At 65.9% G+C, this 19,660-nt stretch carries 18 protein-coding genes; 17 read left to right on the plus strand and 1 reads right to left on the minus strand.

The genetic code is table 11. From position 1 onward, the window contains the following. The first annotated feature begins 30 nt into the window (after window positions 1-30). The 13 genes from I6E04_RS00280 (at window position 31) to ffh (ending at window position 14,631) form a co-directional block, all read left to right on the plus strand. Window positions 31-1,689 (plus strand): DAK2 domain-containing protein, encoded by a 1,659-nt coding sequence (locus I6E04_RS00280; RefSeq protein ID WP_235421070.1) that lies wholly within the window; start codon window positions 31-33, stop codon window positions 1,687-1,689. A 4-nt stretch (window positions 1,690-1,693) separates the two neighbouring features. Continuing rightward, window positions 1,694-3,877: an ATP-dependent DNA helicase RecG gene (gene recG / locus I6E04_RS00285; RefSeq protein WP_328225205.1), complete on the plus strand. Its 2,184-nt coding sequence runs from the start codon at window positions 1,694-1,696 to the stop codon at window positions 3,875-3,877. After that, entirely contained in the window at window positions 3,874-4,446 is a 573-nt protein-coding gene (rsmD, locus tag I6E04_RS00290) for a 16S rRNA (guanine(966)-N(2))-methyltransferase RsmD (protein WP_235421072.1), read from the plus strand. The genes recG and rsmD overlap by 4 nt, the downstream gene beginning before the upstream one ends. A gap of 33 nt (window positions 4,447-4,479) precedes the next feature. Further along, complete coding sequence (gene coaD, locus I6E04_RS00295) at window positions 4,480-4,977, plus strand: pantetheine-phosphate adenylyltransferase (RefSeq protein WP_235421073.1); 498 nt, start codon at window positions 4,480-4,482, stop codon at window positions 4,975-4,977. A gap of 85 nt (window positions 4,978-5,062) precedes the next feature. Further along, on the plus strand, window positions 5,063-5,560 hold the full coding sequence (locus tag I6E04_RS00300) for an ATPase (protein ID WP_235421074.1): 498 nt from the start codon (window positions 5,063-5,065) through the stop codon (window positions 5,558-5,560). Further along, window positions 5,560-6,126 carry a YceD family protein gene (locus tag I6E04_RS00305; protein WP_235421075.1) on the plus strand — a complete coding sequence of 189 codons (567 nt, stop codon included), beginning with the start codon at window positions 5,560-5,562 and terminating at the stop codon, window positions 6,124-6,126. The genes I6E04_RS00300 and I6E04_RS00305 overlap by 1 nt, the downstream gene beginning before the upstream one ends. Window positions 6,127-6,237: 111 nt before the next feature. Then, complete coding sequence (rpmF, locus tag I6E04_RS00310; RefSeq protein WP_204560275.1) at window positions 6,238-6,417, plus strand: 50S ribosomal protein L32; 180 nt, start codon at window positions 6,238-6,240, stop codon at window positions 6,415-6,417. Between the two features lie 109 nt (window positions 6,418-6,526). Beyond that, a complete protein-coding gene (gene plsX, locus I6E04_RS00315; protein WP_235421076.1) occupies window positions 6,527-7,549 on the plus strand; it encodes a phosphate acyltransferase PlsX in 1,023 nt (340 codons plus the stop codon). 94 nt (window positions 7,550-7,643) lie between these two features. Beyond that, the gene (locus I6E04_RS00320; protein ID WP_235421077.1) at window positions 7,644-7,886 is read left to right on the plus strand and encodes an acyl carrier protein; all 243 of its coding nucleotides are present in this window, start codon (window positions 7,644-7,646) and stop codon (window positions 7,884-7,886) included. A 4-nt stretch (window positions 7,887-7,890) separates the two neighbouring features. Next, complete coding sequence (gene rnc, locus I6E04_RS00325; RefSeq protein ID WP_235421079.1) at window positions 7,891-8,616, plus strand: ribonuclease III; 726 nt, start codon at window positions 7,891-7,893, stop codon at window positions 8,614-8,616. A 12-nt stretch (window positions 8,617-8,628) separates the two neighbouring features. Next, entirely contained in the window at window positions 8,629-12,162 is a 3,534-nt protein-coding gene (smc, locus tag I6E04_RS00330) for a chromosome segregation protein SMC (RefSeq protein WP_235421080.1), read from the plus strand. Then, window positions 12,163-13,080: a signal recognition particle-docking protein FtsY gene (gene ftsY / locus I6E04_RS00335; RefSeq protein ID WP_235421081.1), complete on the plus strand. Its 918-nt coding sequence runs from the start codon at window positions 12,163-12,165 to the stop codon at window positions 13,078-13,080. A gap of 63 nt (window positions 13,081-13,143) precedes the next feature. Next, window positions 13,144-14,631 carry a signal recognition particle protein gene (ffh, locus tag I6E04_RS00340; protein WP_235421082.1) on the plus strand — a complete coding sequence of 496 codons (1,488 nt, stop codon included), beginning with the start codon at window positions 13,144-13,146 and terminating at the stop codon, window positions 14,629-14,631. 425 nt (window positions 14,632-15,056) lie between these two features. Here the strand turns inward: ffh and I6E04_RS00345 are convergent, their stop codons facing one another. Further along, window positions 15,057-15,878 (minus strand): MerR family transcriptional regulator, encoded by an 822-nt coding sequence (locus tag I6E04_RS00345; RefSeq protein ID WP_235421083.1) that lies wholly within the window; start codon window positions 15,876-15,878, stop codon window positions 15,057-15,059. 92 nt (window positions 15,879-15,970) lie between these two features. Here I6E04_RS00345 and I6E04_RS00350 point away from each other — a divergent pair, with 92 nt between their 5' ends. The 4 genes from I6E04_RS00350 to I6E04_RS00365 all read left to right on the plus strand — a co-directional run bounded on the left by I6E04_RS00350 (window position 15,971) and on the right by I6E04_RS00365 (window position 19,645). Continuing rightward, window positions 15,971-16,624, plus strand: coding sequence for a YitT family protein (locus I6E04_RS00350; protein ID WP_235421085.1), 654 nt, complete (start codon window positions 15,971-15,973; stop codon window positions 16,622-16,624). A gap of 68 nt (window positions 16,625-16,692) precedes the next feature. Then, on the plus strand, window positions 16,693-17,541 hold the full coding sequence (thyA, locus tag I6E04_RS00355) for a thymidylate synthase (protein WP_235421088.1): 849 nt from the start codon (window positions 16,693-16,695) through the stop codon (window positions 17,539-17,541). 9 nt (window positions 17,542-17,550) lie between these two features. After that, on the plus strand, window positions 17,551-18,726 hold the full coding sequence (locus tag I6E04_RS09845) for a dihydrofolate reductase (protein ID WP_235421089.1): 1,176 nt from the start codon (window positions 17,551-17,553) through the stop codon (window positions 18,724-18,726). Window positions 18,727-18,733: 7 nt separating this feature from the next. Continuing rightward, on the plus strand, window positions 18,734-19,645 hold the full coding sequence (locus I6E04_RS00365) for a TrmH family RNA methyltransferase (RefSeq protein ID WP_235421090.1): 912 nt from the start codon (window positions 18,734-18,736) through the stop codon (window positions 19,643-19,645). The last annotated feature ends 15 nt before the right edge of the window (window positions 19,646-19,660 follow it).

The following is a 19,660-nucleotide window of genomic DNA, read 5'->3' on the forward strand; positions in this document are numbered from 1 at the left end:
CACCGTATCGAGTTTTGGAGTTAAGAGAAGATGATCGCGAAAACCATCCGCACGTGCTTCCCGATCGCGGCTAAGGCAGTTGCCGACAAGGCGGAGGACATCAACAAGCTCAACGTGTTCCCCGTCCCCGACGGAGACACCGGCACGAACATGTCGCTCACGCTCGCCTCGGTGGTCAAGGAGCTCACCTCGCTGTCCGCCGACGCCGACATGGAGGCCATCGCCGGCGCCATCACGCACGGCTCGCTCATGGGCGCCCGCGGCAACTCCGGCGTCATCACCTCGCAGATCCTGCGCGGCGCCGCCGAGGGCCTTATCGGCGCCTCCTCGCCCACGACGAGCGCCGACGTGGCCGCCGCCCTGCGCCGCTCCGTGAAGGTCGCGTTCCAGGCCGTCCGCAAGCCCGTCGAGGGCACGATCCTCACCGTCTTGCGCGATATCTCCACCAAGGCAGACGAGTGCGAGAAGAAGAAGCTCGCCCTCGACGAGACCCTCGACGCCATCGTCGTGGAGGCCTACCAGTCGGTGGCGCGTACTCCGGACCTGCTCCCCGTGCTCAAGGAGAACGGTGTGGTGGACTCCGGCGCCTTCGGTTTCGCGATCTTCCTCGAGAACTTCGTCGCCGCGGCGCTCGGTCGTACCTCGCAGGTCGAGGACATCGCCACCACCTTCGACGCCTCCTCCGCGCGCGAGGGCGCGCTCGGTCGCGTCGAGATCGAGGCGAACGACGACTGGGAGGGTTCCGAGTTCAGGTACTGCAACGAGTTCCTCTTCAAGGCCGAGAAGCGCTTCGATGAGGACGAATGCCTGAAGTTCCTCGCCTCGATGGGCGACTGCGAGCTGCTCGTCGGCGCCTATCCGGACTACAAGATCCACGTCCACTCCAACACCCCCAACCTCGTGCTCGAGCACATGCTCCAGTTCGGCCAGGTCTATGAGGTGTTCATCCACAACATGGACATGGAGTCCCATGAGCGCACCGCCAAGATCCACGCCGACCAGGAGGCGGCGGCCGAGCCCGCCAAGCCTCTCGGCTTCGTCGCGGTGGCCGCCGGTTCGGGCGAGGGCGAGATCCTCACCTCCATGGGCGTCGACGTGATCGTGTCCGGCGGTCAGACCATGAACCCCTCGACGGCCGACCTGCTCGCCGCCGTCGAGCAGGTGAACGCCGAGGCCGTCATCATCTTGCCCAACAACGGCAACATCCGCATGGCCGCCGAGGCCGCCGCTTCGGCCTGCACCGACAAGCAGGTCCTCGTCGTTCCCACCAAGACGGTCCCGCAGGCGTTTTCCGCCCTGTTCGCCGTCATGCCCGAGACGCCTGCCGATGAGGTCGCCGAGGCCATGGCCGAGGCGGCCGCGGAAGTCCGCGACGGCGAGGTCACGACCGCGGTGCGCGACAGCTCCGCCGCGGATGGCAGCCCCATCCACGCGGGCGACGTGATGGGCATCATCTCCGGTTCCATCGACGTCGTCGGCAGCGACGTCAAGCAGGTCACGCTCGACTGCATCAACCGCATGCAGGATGAGGAGGAGGGCGATACGCTCACCATCCTGGCCGGCTCCGACATGGACGACGAGGCCTTCGAGGACCTCATCGCCGCGATCGAGGAGGCCCAGCCCGACCTCGAGATCGATTCGCACCGCGGCGAGCAGCCCCTGTACCCGGTGATCTTCTCCATCGAGTAGCGTCGTGCCCGCAGCGTGCAACATCACCGCGCCGCGGGTATCCTCGCGTCTGGCGAGGATGTCGCTGCTCGCCCAGGATATCGCTCGACTCAAATACGTTTCGGGTGCCCGCGAGGAGGCCCTCCGACGTCTCGGTATCGAGACCGTGGAGGACCTCCTCTGCCATATCCCGCGCCGGTACCTTGATTTCAGCCATGCCTACACGATCGAGGCCGCCCCGCTCGGGAGCGTCTGCACGATCGTGGCGACCGTTGACCGCGTGCGCGAGAAGCGCCCGCGTCCCCGTATGGTCGTGACCGAGGTGAGCCTCGTCGATTCGACGGGCGTCATGCAGGTCGCCTTCTTCAAGCAGCCGTGGATCTCGCGCGATCTGGCCGTCGGGGATCGATTGGCGGTCATGGGGACCGTGGAGTTCGCCTACGGGTTCAAGCAGATGAGCTCGCCGCATTTCGAGAAGCTCGACCGAGGTGCCGCCACCGGCTCGATCCTGCCGGTGCATCCGGTGGGCGAGGGTATCAGCCAGGCGTGGATGCGCCGTATCGTCTCGGGTGCGCTCGAGACGGTGGCGTCCGTTCCCGATCCGCTGCCGGCGCGCCTTCGCGTCCGTCGCGGTCTCATGAGCTTCGCTCGCTCGCTTCGCGCGATCCATTTCCCCTCTACGATGGGGGAGCGCGACTTCGCGCGTCGGCGTTTGGCCTACGATGAGACGCTGCTGTTGCAGCTCGCGCTGCGCCTGCGCAACGACGCCAATCTGCTCGACGTGGCGCCCATCGCCCACGTGGTCGGTCCCCATGTCGAGGCGATGCGCGCGGCGCTGCCCTTCGCCCTCACCGACGAGCAGGCCCATGCCGTCGACGATATCTTGGGCGATCTCGCATGCGGCGAGCGGGTGATGAACCGCTTGCTGCTCGGCGATGTGGGTACGGGCAAGACCGCGGTCGCCTTGGTCGCGCTCGCCGCCGTCGCCGACACGGGGACGCAGGCGTGCGTCATGGCGCCCACCGGCGTGCTCGCACAGCAGTACGCGGTCAAATGCATCCCCCTGCTCGCCGAGGCGGGAATCCGCGCCGCGCTGCTCACCGGTTCCACGCCCGCCTCCGAGCGCGCGGGCATCGTCGAGGACGTCGCATCCGGTGCCATCGACGTGTTGTTCGGCACCCATGCGGTCCTTTCCGACGATGTGACGTTCCGCCGCCTGTCGTTCGTGGTGATCGACGAGCAGCACCGCTTCGGCGTGGGGCAGCGCAACGCGTTGCGCGCCAAAGGCCCCGGGGCCGACCTGCTCGTGATGAGCGCCACGCCCATTCCCCGCACCCTCGCGTTGTCCGTCTACGGAGACCTCGAGACGAGTATCATCCGGCACCGTCCCGTCGAAGGGGCGGGGATCAGCACGCGCGTGCTCGACGAGGCGAACCACGACATCGCCTACGGCGCGATCCGCGATGCCGTGGCGGCAGGACAGCGAGCCTATGTGATCTGCCCGCTCGTCAGCGAGCAGGACGATCCCGACGAGCTCGAGGACGTCGTCGGTACCGAGGATGACGAGCAGGGACGCGCCCGTGCGCTGCCGGAGCTCCATGCCGTCGAGACCGAGGTCGAGCGCATCGCCCGCATCTTTCCCGAGGCGACCGTCGCGGCCCTTCACGGCAGGCTTTCCGCGGCGGAGAAGGATCGTGTGATCGACGGGTTCCGCACGGGCTCGATCGACATCCTCGTCTCGACGACCGTCGTCGAGGTCGGCGTGGACGTGCCCGATGCGACCGTCATGCTGATCGAGAACGGCGAACGATTCGGACTGGCGACGCTCCATCAGCTCCGCGGCCGCGTGGGGCGCGGTTCGCTGCCCGGTACGTGCTTCGTCATCTCCCGCGGTGCGGGTGGGTCCAAGCGCACCGTCGCGACGGACCGCTTGGAAGCGCTCGAGAAGACCGACGACGGGTTCGCCTTGGCCGAGATGGACCTCAGGCTCCGTCACGAGGGCGAGATCTTGGGCCTGCGCCAACACGGCGGGGTCACGCTGCGTTTCGTCGATCTGGATGCCGACGCCGACCTCATCGAGGCAGCGCATATGGATGCCGTCGAACTTTTGCGGTATGCTCCCACGCTGAACGCGACGGCGACTCTGCCGTTGCGCCACCGTGTGATCGAGCGCTACGGCGATATCTTCAAGGAGGTCAGTGGGGGATGAGGATCGTTGCGGGTATGTGGCGAGGACGCCGCATCGGCGAGCCCACGGGTCGCGCCGTGACGCGGCCGACCACCGATCGGGTGCGCGAGGCCATGGCATCCATGGTCGCATCGGCGCGCGACGAGGGCATCGAGGGCGCGGTCGTGCTCGACGCGTTCGCCGGATCCGGTGCGCTCGGCATCGAGATGCTCTCGCGCGGCGCCTCCTTCGCGTCGTTTTTCGACATCGACCGCGGTGCGGCGGCACTCGTGCGCAAAAACCTCGAGCAGCTGGGATGCGCGCGCGACCGCTATCGCGTGACCTGCGGCGACGTGATAGCGCATGCCGAGCGCGGGCGCGTTGCGGGCGGCCCGTTCGACGTCGTGTTCATCGATGCCCCGTACGCCTTGGGAGCCGAGCCCGCCGAGTCGCTGCTCTCCGCACTTGCCGCGACCGGTCAGCTGTCGCCCGACGCCATCGCGATCGTCGAGCACGCCGCCGAGGACGCGGGCGCCCGACCCGACGGTTTCACCGTCGTCCGCGAGAAACGCTACGGGTCGATCGCCGTCGACCTTTTGCGCATGAACTAGCAGTCCCATCCGTTTCGATCAGAAAGCGATCCCATGCAGGCAATCATCGAGCATGCGCTCGTACCCGGTACGTTCGACCCCATCACCTTCGGCCATATCGACGTGGTGACGCGTGCGCGTCGCCTGTTCCCGCGCGTCACCGTCGCCGTCGCCGCCTCCATCGGCAAGAACGGTTCCGGCCCCACGTTCAGTCTCGAGGAGCGCGTGGCGCTCGCCAGCGAGGCGCTCGCAGGCATCGAGGGCGTCGAGGTCCGGCCGTTTCGCGGCCTGCTCGTCGATTTCGCCCGCGAGGTCGGTGCCGGCGCGTTGGTCAAGGGCCTGCGCGCCATGACGGATTTCGAATACGAGCTCCAACAGGCCGACCTCAACTATCGTTTGGATTCCGACCTCGAGTCGATCTTCGTTATGAGCGCGCCCCAGTACGGCTACATCTCCTCCTCGGTCGTGCGGCAGATCGCCTCGTTCGGCGGGGACGTGAGCTCGCTGGTGCCCCAAAACGTCCAAGCGGCCCTGCGTGAGCACTTCAAGTAAGGAACACAAAGGTGCGCGCCTGTCCGGCAATCTGCGCGCATGTGGTACTATTACCTGTTGACAGCAGCCAACGGAAGGAGACTTGATGGCTGGCGACAACTTTCCCGGCGAGAGGATCGAGAGCCTTGTCGATGAGCTTGAGGGCATCATCGACGAAGCCAAGCCTCCCTTCGGCAAATCCGCTCAGTTCAAAGTCATCGAGACCGAGGTGTTCTACAACATCCTCGATGAGATTCGCATGAGCTATCCCGAGGAGTGGCAAAAATCCCGCCGCATCCTCAAGGAGCGCGACGAGCTTATGGCCAGCGCCACGGCGCAGGCCGATTCCATCATCGCCGATGCGCAGCAGCAGGCGCTGACCATTGCCGGCGAGCAGGAGATCGTGCGTCTGGCCCAGCAGCAGGCCGACGATATCCGCGAGCGCGCGCAGCAGTACGAGCGCGAGACCCGCTATGCCGCCGAGGACTACGCCGAGCAGGTGTTCACCCATCTCGAGGAGAACCTCAAGTCGCTCACGTCCACGGTCGCGCGCTGCCGCCAGCAGCTCAACGAGGGTTCCAGCGCCCAGAACGGCTCCTGGTAATGGAGGGGATCCAGCCCGTCGTCATCGACCTGACCGATCGCTTGGAGAATCCCGGCGATTCCTTCTCCCTGACCGGTCGCGTCGATATCGATACCTATTCCACCGGCGAGAAGAGCTTCTCGCTTGCCGACGGCGTGGGCTATGACGTGGTGCTTACCAATGCCGGTGACGGCATCCTGGTGACCGGTCTTGTCCGCGCGGCGGCCGAGGGGGCCTGCGACCGGTGCCTGGAGCCGGCGCACTTCGATATCGCCGGCGAGATCGAGGAGTACTACCTGTTCGAGGAGCCCGAGGACGCCGAGGAATACGAGGACGGCTTCGAGCTCGTCACGCCCGAGCACACGGTCGACCTATCCGGCGCCATCTGGGACGCCATGGTCATGGACACCCCGTTCGTCGTGCTGTGCCGCCCCGATTGCGCGGGTCTGTGCCCGACGTGCGGCGCGAATCTGAACGAAGGACCCTGCGGTTGCGCCGAGGCCGCCGAGCAGGCGTGGGTCGACGGCGACGACAACCCCTTCGCCGCCCTGCGCAACCTCAAGCTCGGGGACGATGGCGACGCCTGATCGCCTGCAGCGCGTGTGGAGATTGTAAACATCTGGACACGGGCGCGTTCTATGCTAATATCGCTACTTGCGCGTAATCGTGCCAGGACACAGTCATAAAGAGAGGTTATCATGCCAGTACCTAAGCAAAAGAAGGGCCGCGGAGCCACTCACACCCGTCGTTCCGCCAACATGAAGATCGATGCGCCCTCCCGCTCCGTTTGCCCTCGTTGCGGTGCCGTCAAGCTTCCGCATCACGTTTGCCCCAACTGCGGCTACTACAAGGATCGCGAGGTCATCGTCACCGAGTAACTCGGTGTCTTGCCTCTTCGATCGCGCATGTGTCTATGGCAGCGTGAGAGACATGGAACCGTATGGCCGGCTCGCAGAGTCGGCCATTTGTCGTTAAGGGGGTATTCCCGTGAAGAAGGTACGTATCGCCGTCGACGTGGTCGGCGGTGACGAGGAGCCCAAGGTCGTCCTCGACGGTATCGATGCCGCGCTTGCCGCCGACGCGGAGCTGGAGGTGCTCGCCGTCGGTCCCGCCGATATCGTCGAGCCCTTCGCCGCCGAGCGCGACCGCGTCGAGGCGCTGGTCGCACCGGATGTCATCACGATGGAGGACGATCCGATCCAGGCCGTGATGCATAAGCGCAAGTCCTCGATCGTGCTCGCGTGCCGTGCCGTCAAGAAGGGCGAGGCCGACGGCTTCTTCTCCGCGGGCTCCACCGGTGCCATGACGGCGGCGGCGACCGCGTACGTGACGCCGTTCAAGTACCTCAACGAGGCGGGCGAGAAACGCCCGATCCGTCCCTGCATCGTGAGCGAGATCCCCAATCGTGCGGACGGCTTCACGGTCTTGGCCGACATGGGTGCCAATCCCGATATCGATGCCGACGACATGGTGCGCTTCGGGCAGATGGCCTGCACGTACGCCCGCGTGGTCTGCGGTATCGCCAACCCGCGCGTCGGCCTGCTGTCCAACGGCTCCGAGGACACCAAGGGCTCGCACTTCACCAAGGAGTGCTTCCCGCTCATGCGCGACAACGTCAAGGGCTTCGTCGGCAACTGCGAGGGTACCGATCTCACCTCCGGAGACTTCGACGTCGTCGTCTGCGACGGCTTCTCGGGCAACATCGCGCTCAAGGCGACCGAGGGCGCGGCCAAGCTGCTGCTCCACGAGCTCAAGCGCGTGCTGCTCTCCTCGACGTCCGGCAAGATCGCCGGCCTGCTCGTCAAGCGCGGCCTCAAGTCCATCCAGGCCCGCCTTTCGGGCGATGCGCGTGGCGGTGCGGTGCTGCTCGGCCTGCGCGGCGTCGTCGTGATCGGTCACGGCGCCACGAGCGTCGAGGCCGTCAAGAACGGCACCCTCGCCGCCGCCAGCGCGGTACGCGGCAATCTCGTGGAGATGCTCGCCGCTTCCATGGATAACATCGTCCGCTAGCGCGCCGGCGCCTGCGGCCGTGCGGTATGCGGGTACAATCAGACGCAGGGTATCCGGCGCAGGGTCGCGCCGGGTTTCATGAAAGGAGCGCGCGATGGAGCGCACGGAAATCTTCGCCAAAGTCGCCGACGTGGCGTCCGATATCCTCGGGGTCGACATCGACAGCATCACCGAGCAGACCTCCTTCGACGACCTCGACGCCGATTCGCTCGACCGTCTCCAGCTCGTCACCGCCATGGAGGACGAGTTCGATATCGAGTTCGACGAGGAGCGTCTGACCACGATCGCCTCGGTCGCCGACGCCATCGACGCGATCGATGCCGCGCTGGAGGGCTGAAGCCGTGCCGGTATCCGATAAGCTCGCCCGCATCGAGGAGATCTGCGGTCACACGTTCAGCGACCGCGTGCTGCTCCGTTCCGCCATCACCCATCCCTCGGCCGTCGAGGGGCAGCCGGTCGACGCTTCCTATGAGCGCCTGGAGTTTCTCGGCGATTCGATTCTGGGGTCGGTCGTCGCGCTGTCCCTGTATCGGGCGTATCCCTCCTTCGACGAGGGCAAGCTCACGCGCCTCAAGGTCTCGCTCGTCTCGGGCATGACCTTATCCGAGGTCGGTCGTGAGCTCGGCATCGATGAGTGCATCATCTTCGGGTCCTCCGAGATGGGTACCGGCGCGCGCGGTATGCATTCCGCCCTCGAGAACGTCTACGAGGCGCTCGTCGGCGCGCTGTATCTCGATGGTGGCTGGGATGTCGCCGAGGCCTTCATCACGCGCACGCTCAAGCCCCATCTGGCCGACGAGCGCGCCGAGCACCCCACGAATCCCAAGTCCTACCTGCAGGAGTGCGTGCAGCGCGATCGGATGGAAGCGCCCGCCTACAAGCTCGTCGACAGCAGCGGCCCCGCGCATGAGCCGACCTTCACCGCGGTCGCCATCGTGGACGGCATCCGTCGCGGGCGGGGGAGCGGCTCCTCCAAGAAGGAAGCCGAGGCCGCAGCTGCGCTCGATGCCCTCGAGCGGATGGGTTATACGCACAACGGCGTCATCTTGAAGCGCAAGCTCGGTTAGCGAGGTCGACGCGTGTACCTGAAATCCCTCACCCTCAAAGGATTCAAATCGTTCGCCGATCGGGCGCACATGACGTTCGAGCCCGGGCTCACGGTCATCGTCGGTCCGAACGGTTCCGGCAAATCCAATATCTCCGATGCGATCCTGTGGGTTCTGGGCGAGCAGAGCGCCAAGCAGCTGCGCGGCCAGGCCATGGAGGACGTCATCTTCTCCGGCTCCTCCGCCCGTAAGCCCGTCGGCGTGGCCGAGGTCACGCTCGTGCTCGACAACTCCGACCACGTCCTTCCGGTCGAGTTCGACGAGGTCGCCATCACGCGACGGATGTACCGTTCCGGCGAGTCGGAGTACCTGATCAACTCGAGTCCGTGCCGACTCATGGATATCCAGGACATCCTGCATGATTCCGGCTTGGGCAAGGATACCCACTCGATCATCAGCCAGGGCAAGCTCGACGGCATCCTGCAGAGCCGTCCCGAGGAGCGCCGGAGCCTCATCGAGGAGGCCGCCGGCATCTCCAAGCACAAGCGCCGCCGCGAGCGCGCCGCCAAGAAGATCGCCTCGATGGACAAGCACCTCACGCGTGCCCGCGATATCAATCGCGAGGTCACGCGTCAGCTCAAACCGCTCGAGCGCCAGGTGGACCGCGCGCGTCGCCATCGCGAGCTGACCGAGCGCGCCCATGAGCTCACGCAGATCCTCGCCGTCGACGAGCTCCGTTCGCTGCAGGCGGCATGGACCGACCTGGAGAGCCGCTCCAAGGAGGCATCGGCCACCCTCGAGCTCGCCCGCTACCGGTTGGGTGAAAAGGAGCGTGAGCTCGAGAAGCTGCAGGTCATGCTCGAGGAGAAGGGCCTGTTCGTCGGCGATCTGGGCGAGCGACGCCGTCATATGCAGGATATCGTCGGTCGCATCGGCTCCGACATGCGCCTGCTCGAGGAGAAGGGGCGCAACATGGTCGCGCGCCTCTCCGAGATGCGCGGGACGCTTTCGGGTTCCGAGCATCAGCGCCGTCAGGCCGCCGACGAGCTCGACCGTGTCCGGCGCGACCTCGATGAGGTCCGCGGGCTCGCCGCGATCGCGGCCGCCGACGTCGAGGAGTTCAGCCCCGCCGCCGAGCGTCTGCACGAGCGTCGCGTCGAGCTCGACGAGCAGATCTCGCGCCTGACGCGTGAGCGCCGCGAGTCGCAGCGCATCGCCGACGCCGCCGCCCTCGATTACGTCAAGGCCAAGGAGACCGTCTCCAACGCCGAGCTCGAGGACTCCATGTACGCCTCGCGCTTGGAGCAGCTCGATGCGCAGATCGAGGAGATCGCCGCATCGCTCGACGATCGCCGCGAGCGCCTGAACAGGCTCGAGGGTGATCTGGCGAGCGCCCGCGTGCAGCGAGACGAGTCGCGCGGTGCCATAAAGACCGCCCAAGCCGCCCTCGACGAGCGCCGCGAACAGGAGGCGTCCGCCCGCACGAGCCATGCCGAGGCGACCTCCGAGCTCGCGAGCCTCAAGCGCCTCGACGAGCGTGCCACCGACGGCTCGTCGCTGACCGCTAAGATCGCGCATGCCCACGCCGGTACCGTCCGCGCCCGCCTGAGCGATGTCATCGAGGCTCCCGTCGAGCTCGAGGAGCTCGTCGAGTCCCTGCTCGACGTCGATATCGATGCGCTCGTGGTCGACAACGCGCGGGCGCTCTCCTCGCTCGGCTCGTTTGCGCGGGAGCAGCAGGCTGGCGGCCAGGCCGTCATGGTCGCCCGTGACGTGCCGCTTGCCCCGCACGGGGAGGATGCGGCGGGCTACCGTCTGGTCGAGCGCCTGCGCGTCCGCGAGGGGTACGGCAACGCCGTGGCAGCCCTGTTGGGCGCCTATCGCGTCGTCGACACGATCGATGAGGCGCTGGCGGCCGGGTTCGCGCCGGGCGTGGTCTATGTGACGCTGGACGGCGCGCGCGTCTCTCATGGCGGCGTGGTCCGGATCGGCTCCGCGGGCGACGTGAGCGCCGGTACGCTCGAGCGGAAGCGCCGCATCCGTGAGCTGGAGGAGCTCGAGCCCGAGTTGTCTGCCCGCCTCGAGCACGCCGCATCGCTCGTCGCCGAGGCGACCGAGGCGCTGGCCGTCGCGCGTGCCGCCGAGACCGACATCGCCGGCGATATCGCCCGCTTCGAGGGCGAGCGCACATCCCTGCTGTCCGAGATCGGTCGTCTCGAGCAGAGCGTCTCGACGTCCGCCTCCGAGCGCGCGCAGGTTGAGCGTCGCCGCACTCAGGCGGCCGAGGCCGTGCGCGAGATCCAGCCCAAGCTCGACGAGCTCGCCGCTACGCGCGACGATGCCCGCGAGCGCGCCGACGAGCTGTCGAGCGGTATCGAGCAGGCGACCGATGAGCTCGAGCGCGTGCGGCGCGACGACGCCGAGGCCGCCGGCAAGCTCGCCGACGCCAAGGTCAGACAGGCCCAGGCGGCCGAGCGTCTCCGTAGCTTGGAGACCCGTGCACCGGAGCTCGAGCGCCGCCTCGACCGTATCGACCATCGCATCCGCGCGACGCGTCAGGCATCCCGCTCGCTCGAGGTTCTGCGTCTCCGCGTCGATCCGCTGCACGACCGCTATCAGGTCTTAAGCGAGCGCGCCATGGACTGGGCCGCCCGCCTGCGCGACCAGGCGTCGCTCGAGGAGGCCGATTCGGCATCCCTCAAAAAGACGATCGAGGGCGCGCGCGGCGACGTGTCCGCGGCGAAGTCCGAGGTCGACGCCGCCAACGAGGCCATCGCCTCGCTCAAGGTTGAGCGCGGTAAACTTGAGGTCCAGGTCGAGAACGCCATCGCCGCCATCACCGCCGACGGCTCGACCGTGCTCGAGGAGGCCCTCACCTTGCCGGCTCCCGACGACCGCGCCGCCTGCGAGCGCGAACTCGCCGACCTCGTCCGCCGGATCAACAACCTGGGACCGGTGAACCAGGTCGCGTTCCAGGAATACGAGCAGCTGCGCGAGCGCGCCGACTATATCGCCGCCCAGCTCGCCGACCTGGAGCACGCGCGCGGTGCCCTCACCAAGATCACCGCGGCGATCGACCGCAAGATGCGCCGCCAGTTCCTGACCACCTTCGAGGCGGTCGACGCGAATTTCCGCGAGGTCTTCGGTATGCTGTTCCCCGGTGGTCAGGCCCATCTGGAGATGACCGATCCGGAGCATCCCTCCGAGACCGGCATCGAGGTCGTCGCCCAGCCCCGCGGCAAGCGCATCACCAAGATGACCCTCATGAGCGGCGGCGAGAAGAGCCTGACGGCGCTCGCGCTGCTGTTCGCCGTATATCGCACCCGTACCGTGCCGTTCTACGTCCTCGATGAGGTCGAGGCGGCGCTCGACGATTCCAACCTCGGCAAGCTGATCGGCGCGATCGACCATCTGCGCCGGACCACGCAGCTTCTGGTCATCTCGCACCAGCGCCGCACCATGGAGGACGCCGACGTCCTGTACGGCGTATCCATGCAGGCCGATGGCGTGAGCCGCGTGGTGAGCCAACGGCTCGATCGAACGACAGGAAAGGTCGTGAACGCATAAATGGGATTCTTTGAGAACCTGTCGCGCGGACTGCAGCGCAGCCGCGAGGCCATCAACGAGATCTTCTACTTCGGCGGCGAGGTCGACGAGTCCTTCTGGGAGGACTTGGAGGACACGCTCGTCATGGGCGACATGGGCGCCGACATCGCCATCTCGGTGTCCGACGACCTGCGCGAGCTCGCGGCCCGCAAAAACCTCAAGTCCGCGCGTCAGCTGCGCGAGGCGCTCGCCGACCGCCTTGCCGAGACCTTCGCGGCGCCCGAGCGCGATCCGTTTTCCGACGTCCCGTCCGTCGTGCTGTTCGTCGGCATCAACGGAGCCGGCAAGACGACGACCGTCGGCAAGATCGCGAGCGCCTCGGCGCACGCCGGTATCAAGACCATCATCGGCAGCGCCGACACCTTCCGTGCCGCCGCCATCGAGCAGCTCGACGTGTGGGGCGAACGCGCCGGCGTGCCGGTCGTCAAGCGCGAGCGCGGCGCCGATCCGGCGAGCGTGTGCTACGACGTGCTCGACGTTGCCGAGCGGGAGGGGAGCGAGCTCGTCCTCATCGACACGGCCGGTCGTCTCCATACTTCGGCCGACCTCATGCGCGAGCTCGCCAAGGTCGTGAACGTCACCCGCAAGCGCGCTGCGTCGTGCGCCCGCGGCCCCATGCCCGTCTCGGTCGTCCTGGTCATCGACGCCGCGACGGGTCAGAACGGCCTGTCCCAGGCGCTCGAGTTCAACGAGGCGCTCGGCATCGACGGCATCATCATGACCAAGCTCGACGGCACGGCCAAGGGCGGCATCGCCATGGCGGTCGCCTCGAAGCTCAAGCTGCCCATCTTGCGCATCGGTGTTGGCGAGCAGGTCGACGACCTGCAGCCCTTCGACGCCCGCGAGTTCTGCCGAGCGCTTGTGGGCGCCGACGCCTAACCTGTACGTTTCCACGGCCGCGCGTGCGCGCGTCCGACCTGTTCCAACGAGCGAGGAGCCTTCATGTTCGAGAGTCTGTCCGATCGCCTGAACGATACCTTCGACCGTCTGCGCGGCAAGGGTAAGCTCACCGAGGCCGACATCACCAGCGCGATGCGCGACATCCGCATGGCGCTGCTCGAGGCCGACGTCAACTTCAAGGTCGTCAAGGACTTCGTCGCCAAGACCCGCGAGCGCTGCCTGACCGCCGATGTCATGGAGTCGCTGACGCCTGCGCAAAACGTCGTCAAGATCGTCCTGGACGAGCTGACCGAGCTGCTCGGTTCCACCGAAAGCAAGCTCGTCCTGTCCAACCGCATCCCCAACGTGATCATGCTCGTCGGCCTGCAGGGCTCCGGAAAGACGACGGCTGCGGTCAAGCTCGCCTACATGCTCAAGAAACAGGGTCACTCGCCGCTGCTCGCCGCCTGCGACGTCTACCGCCCCGCCGCCGCCGACCAGCTCGCGACGCTCGGTGGCGAGATCGGCGTGCCGGTGTTCCGCGGCGACGGCGCCGATCCGGTCGGCATCGCGCGCGCGTCGGTGCGCGAGGCCATCGACAACCTGCGCGACGTCGTGATCGTCGACACCGCCGGTCGCCTGCAGATCGACGAGCAGATGATGCAGGAGGCCGTCGACATCAAGCGCGCCGTCAAGCCCGACCAGGTGCTCATGGTCGTCGATGCCATGACCGGTCAGGACATCGTCAACGTGGTCCAGACCTTCGCCGAGCGTACCGATTTCGACGGCGTCATCATCTCCAAGCTCGACGGCGACGCCCGCGGCGGCGGTGCGCTGTCCGTGCGCGCCGTCACCGGCAAGCCCATCAAGTTCGTGTCGATGGGCGAGAAGCCCGATTCGCTCGAGCCGTTCTATCCCGACCGCATGGCCAAGCGCATCCTCGGCATGGGCGACGTCGTCGGCATCATCGAGAAGGCCCAGCAGGCTGCCGATGCCGAGACCATCGCGAGCGCCGAGCGCATGCTGCGCGACGGCTTCACCATGAACGACATGCTCGAGCAGATGCGCGCCGTCAAGAAGATGGGCGGCATGAAGTCCATCCTGGGCATGCTTCCGGGCGGCCAGAAGATGCTCAACCAGATGGGCGGCAACCTCGACGAGTCCATTTTCGCTCGCAACGAGGCCATGATCATGTCCATGACGGCCGAGGAGCGCATGAAGCCCTCGATCATCAACGGTCAGCGCCGCGCCCGCATCGCCCGCGGCTCGGGCGTCACCCCCACCGACGTGAACCAGCTCATGAAGCAGTGGGGCGAGATGAACAAGATGATGAGCCGCGTGCGCGCCATGTCCCAGCAGGCCGGCGGCAAGAAGGGCAAGAAGGGGAAGAAGGGCAAGAAGATGCGCATGCCCAACATCCCAGGCATGGGCAATATGGGCGGCATGGGCGGCCTCGGTAACCTCGGCGGCATGGGCGGTCTCGGCGGCCTTGGCGGCGGGTCCGAGATGGACATGCTGCGCGAGATGGAAAAGCAGATGCGCCGCAAGTAGGGTTTCCGTGCCGTCGGTATGGGGGCTCACGGGATGCCGTGCCGCCGCCGGCCGTTCCGAGGTGCCGGCTGCGGCTCTGCGCTGACGGTAAAACTCTGTACCGACAGCTGGCGCTCTGTATTGACAGTAGGAACTCTGTACTGACAGCGAAAACTCTGTATTGACAGGCAAAACTCCCAGCTGACACAAATCGATGATATTCGCCGGTTTATGTCAGTTGGGAGTTTCTTGTGTCAGTACAGAGTTTTCGCTGTCAGTACAGAGCCCCAACTGTCAGTACAGAGCCTCGGGTGTCAGTGCAGGGTTCCAACTGTCAGTACAGAGCCTCGGGTGTCGGTGCAGGGTTCCAACTGTCAGTACGGAGCCCCGGCTGTCAGCAGAGCGCTTTGGCCGAGTCCGTGCATCGATCTCGGCGGCTCATCTCGTTACGTAAGCAGCGGTATCTCGACGCGCGTCAGGTACTCGTCGCTTACCGACGTGTCGCGGTTGTCCAACTCGTAGATCTCGAACGCGGGTTCACCGACGTTCAACCCTTGCTGCTGCGCGTAGGCGAGCATCGAGCGGAGCACATCGCCGTTTTGCTCGTAGGCTCCGCGATAACGGTAGATGAGGTAGTTTCCCGCCGGCAGTCGGAAGTCGCAGGCTATCGGCTCGTTCTTTAATACGAAGAAGACCGAATCGTAGATGTTGGTGGCGCCGGCCTCAAGTTCCGTGCGCGAGAGGTTCGCGCCGATCGTGATGTCGCTCAGATGGGGCGTCACGTCCTTGAGGCGGTGACGAAGGCTCTGGATCGCGACATCCATCTCCTCGTCGACCTCGATGCGGGCCGCGAGCTCGATGCAGCGGCGCTCGGGCATGCGCTCGATGAGGAATCGCCCGCACACCGCGGTCCGCGCGGTGAGGATGGTCCGTTCATGGCGCTCGATCGCCGCCTTGCGTTCCCGCAGACGCTCGATCTGCCGGTCGATCAGGGCGGCCTCCTCCGATAGGAGCCGTCCGGTGCTCTCCAGGGTGCGATCGTCGAGGTACGTCTTGATCTGCTGCATCGAGAACCCGAGGAGCCGCAGGTCCTTGATGAGGGACAGGGTGAACATGTCGTCGAGGTCGTAGGCGCGGTACCCGTTGTCCTTGCGCTTGGGCACGACGATGCCGAGCCGCTCGTAATAGCGCAGCGAGTCCTGCCCGATGCCGAACAGACGCGAGACCTCGCCGATCCGATACTGCTCCTTGAACAGGCCGTCATCCATAGCTTCTCCATGTCGCCGTTGACCTTGGTATTGTACCAAGGTTTAGGCTGGGAATCGAGAAAGCCCGTAACAGAACGAAAGGGTGAGGTCCGATGGATCTCAAGACATACCTGCGCCGCAACCGCGGCGACATCGCAAAACGACTCCTGTGCATCGCCGCCGGTTCGGCGATCCTCACCTTCGGCATCCATAACATCCATCAGGTGGTCGGCATCACCGAGGGCGGCGTGATCGGCGCGTTGCTGCTCGCGAACCACTGGCTGGGCATCCCGTCGTCCATCGCGTCGCCCTTGCTCGACATCGTGTGCTACGCCGTGGCGCTGCGCTTGCTCGGGGCGGGTTTCCTCGGCTGGTCGGTCGTCTCGAGCGCCTGCATCGCCGGGTTCTATGCCATCTGGGAGCATCTGCCCCATCTGCTGCCCGATCTGTCCTCGTGGCCGCTTGTCGCCGCGATCGCAGGTGGCGTCTTCGTCGGGCTGGGTGCCGGTCTCGTCGTGCGCGCCGGTGCATCGGCGGGCGGTGACGACGCCCTTGCGCTCTCGATTCAAAAACTCAGCGGTTGGCGCCTGTCCCGCTGCTATCTGGTGACCGATCTTTCCGTGCTGCTGCTGTCTTTGTCGTATATCCCCGTGACGAAGATCATGTTCTCGCTCATCACCGTCTGCATCTCGTCGCCGCTGATCGACTTCGTCGTCGGATTCGCGGAAAAGGACGTGCGCGCGGAGTCGGCTGCTGAATCCGTGTAGCGCGCACCCGATATCCGACGCGCGGGGTACAATAGGTGCTCGATGTTGTCGATGACCGAGGAGCGCCCGTGAGCAAAGCAGACGAGCTGTTCGTATCCATGTGCTCAGACATCCTGGAGCATGGGACCACGACGGAAGGCGAGAAGGTGCGCCCCCATTGGGAGGACGGCACCCCCGCGTACACCATCAAGAACTTCGGCGTGACGAACCGCTACGACCTGCGCGAGGAGTTCCCTGCGCTCACGCTGCGTCGCACGGCCCTGAAGAGCGCCATGGACGAGATTCTGTGGATCTACCAGCGCAAATCGAACAACATCCACGATCTGAACAGCCATATCTGGGATGAATGGGCCGACGAGACCGGTTCGATCGGCAAGGCCTACGGCTACCAGATCGCGCAAAAGTCGCACTATCCCGAGGGCGACTTCGACCAGATGGACCGCGTGCTCTACGACCTGACGCATACGCCGTACTCGCGCCGCATCATGACGAACATGTACACGTTCTCCGACCTGTCCGAGATGCACCTGTACCCGTGCGCCTACAGTGTGACCTATAACGTCACGCACGCCACGGGCGACGACAAGCCGGTGCTCAACATGGTGCTCATGCAGCGCAGCCAGGATATCCTCGCCGCCAACAACTGGAACGTGTGCCAGTACGCGATCCTGCTCATGATGGTCGCGCAGTCGGTGGACATGGTCGCCGGCGAGCTTTTGCACGTGATCGTCGACGCGCACATCTACGACCGCCATGTCGACATCATCCGCGAGCTCATCGCCCGCCCGCAGTATCCTGCGCCCACGGTCCGCCTGAACCCCGAGGTCACGAACTTCTACGATTTCACGACCGACGATTTGATCGTGGAGGGCTACGAGCACGGCCCGCAGATCAAAAACATTCCCATCGCCATCTAAGGAGTACCTGTGAGCTGCACGCTTTCCGCCATCGTCGCCGCCTGTGACGACTGGGGCATCGGCTATGAGGGCGATATGATCGTCTCCAACCGAGCCGATATGCGCCATTTCGTGGAGACCACCACCGGGCATACCGTCATCATGGGTCGCAAGACCCTGGAGAGCCTGCCCGGGGGCCGTCCGCTCAAGAACCGCCGCAACATCGTGCTCACCCGCGATGCGTCCTTCGCGCGCGAGGGCGTCGAGGTCGTCCACTCGCTCGACGAGGCGCTCGCCGCCGTCGCCGCCGACGATGAGGCGTGGGTCATCGGCGGTGCCGAGATCTACGAGCTGTTCCTGCCGCATTGCGATCGCGTGGTCGTCACCAAGACGCATTGCCGTCGCCTTGCCGACACGTTCCTCCCCGATCTTGATGCGCTCGACGGGTGGGAGATCGCCGAGACCTCCGATACGATGACGATCGCTCCCGAGGAGGAGGATCACGGCATCGCGTTCGAGTTCGTGACGTACCGTCGCGAGGGCACGGCGGCGCCCGAGGCGGCGCCTGCGCCCGACGCGGCTTCCGATGCCGCCGACGAGCGGGACGTCCACGTCAAGACGATGATCCTGTACCGCTCCAAGCATCATGGCAACACGAAGAAGATCGTCGACGCCATCGCGGCGGCGTATCCCGACGATGTCGATACCGTCGACGTCGCGACCCTCGACAAGGGTCAGACGGTCGATCTGTCGGAGTATCCGCTGGTGGGCGTGGCGAGCGGCATCTACTACGGCGAGATCGACCGCGATCTTGCCCGTGTGCTGCAAAACTCCCTCATCGAGGGCACCTTCGTGTTCAGCCTGCTCACCTACGGCGGTGAGAGCAAGTGGTACGGCAAGGACATCGATGGCATCTGCCGCGCGCAGCGTGCCAACTACCTGGCAGGCCACGGATGCGCGGGCTTTGACACCTGGGGTCCCTTCAAGCTCACGGGCGGCATGAACAAGGGTCGTCCCAACGAGGACGACCTCGCCGATATGGTGTCGTGGTACCGCAACCTCGTGCAGGGCTACGGTGAGCCGCTCAACGCGGAGCTCGAGAAGCGCCGTCGCCGTGAGGCGTGGAATGCGGCGCATCCCGACCCCACGATGCTCGACAAGCTCAAGAACACAGGGCGCAAGCTCTTCCGCCGCGGTGGGAAGTAGCGCCGCCATGCCCACGACCCCGTGCCTGATCCGCATCGATTCGCTCGACGATGAGCGGCTGGATGCCTATACGCGTCTCACGGAACGCGAGCTCAGATGCGTGCTCGAGCCCGAGAAGGGCATCTTCATCGCCGAGAGCGCCAAGGTGATCGAACGGGCGGTCGACGCCGGGCTCACACCGGTCAGCTTTTTGATGGGGGAGCGCTGGGTCGACCAGCTCATGCCCCTGCTCGAGCGCGTCACCGCGGCAGGCAACACCGAGATCCCCGTGTTCGTCGCCTCCATGGAGCTTATGGAGCAGCTCACGGGCTTCACGGTGACGCGCGGCGCGCTCGCGGCGTTTCGGCGTCCCGCGATGCCCGACGCGGCGGATTTCCTGCATGGAATCGTCGCGCATGCTCAGGGACGTCCCGTGCGCGTCTGCGTGCTCGAGGGCATCGTCGACCACACGAATGTGGGCGCGATCTTCCGAAGCGCCGCCGCCCTCAACGTCGACGGTATCCTTGTGAGTCCCACCTGCTGCGACCCACTGTACCGCCGCGCGGTGCGCGTGAGCATGGGGACCGTCTTCCAGGTTCCCTGGTGCCGTCTGGGAAGCGAGGCGCGCCGCTGGCCGCACGACGGGTTGGCGACGTTGCATGAGGCGGGATTCACCTGCGTGGCCATGGCACTGACCGACGATTCCGTGTCGCTGGACGACCCCGCGCTCGCCTCGATCGAACGCATGGCGATCTTCATGGGAACCGAGGGTGCGGGGCTCAAGGCGTCGACGATCGCCGGCGCCGACCTGGCGGTGCGTATCCCCATGGCACACGGGGTCGATTCCCTGAACGTCGCGGCCGCGAGTGCCGTGGCGTTTTGGCAGCTCTGCCCGCATGTGGACAACGCGTACCACTACCGTCCCGGCATGTTCGCCTAACGGCGGTGCGCTCGC

Source organism: Collinsella tanakaei, from assembly GCF_021531055.1.
GTDB lineage: Bacteria > Actinomycetota > Coriobacteriia > Coriobacteriales > Coriobacteriaceae > Collinsella > Collinsella tanakaei_B.

Coding starts and splice junctions, on each gene's coding strand:
- I6E04_RS00345 (WP_235421083.1), bottom strand. CDS start 15,878: ATGGATGACGGCCTGTTCAAGGAGCAGTATCGGATCGGCGAGGTCTCG.
- rsmD (WP_235421072.1), top strand. CDS start 3,874: ATGAGGATCGTTGCGGGTATGTGGCGAGGACGCCGCATCGGCGAGCCC.
- ffh (WP_235421082.1), top strand. CDS start 13,144: ATGTTCGAGAGTCTGTCCGATCGCCTGAACGATACCTTCGACCGTCTG.
- rpmF (WP_204560275.1), top strand. CDS start 6,238: ATGCCAGTACCTAAGCAAAAGAAGGGCCGCGGAGCCACTCACACCCGT.
- I6E04_RS00305 (WP_235421075.1), top strand. CDS start 5,560: ATGGAGGGGATCCAGCCCGTCGTCATCGACCTGACCGATCGCTTGGAG.
- coaD (WP_235421073.1), top strand. CDS start 4,480: ATGCAGGCAATCATCGAGCATGCGCTCGTACCCGGTACGTTCGACCCC.
- I6E04_RS00320 (WP_235421077.1), top strand. CDS start 7,644: ATGGAGCGCACGGAAATCTTCGCCAAAGTCGCCGACGTGGCGTCCGAT.
- I6E04_RS00350 (WP_235421085.1), top strand. CDS start 15,971: ATGGATCTCAAGACATACCTGCGCCGCAACCGCGGCGACATCGCAAAA.
- I6E04_RS00300 (WP_235421074.1), top strand. CDS start 5,063: ATGGCTGGCGACAACTTTCCCGGCGAGAGGATCGAGAGCCTTGTCGAT.
- I6E04_RS00280 (WP_235421070.1), top strand. CDS start 31: ATGATCGCGAAAACCATCCGCACGTGCTTCCCGATCGCGGCTAAGGCA.
- ftsY (WP_235421081.1), top strand. CDS start 12,163: ATGGGATTCTTTGAGAACCTGTCGCGCGGACTGCAGCGCAGCCGCGAG.
- I6E04_RS00365 (WP_235421090.1), top strand. CDS start 18,734: ATGCCCACGACCCCGTGCCTGATCCGCATCGATTCGCTCGACGATGAG.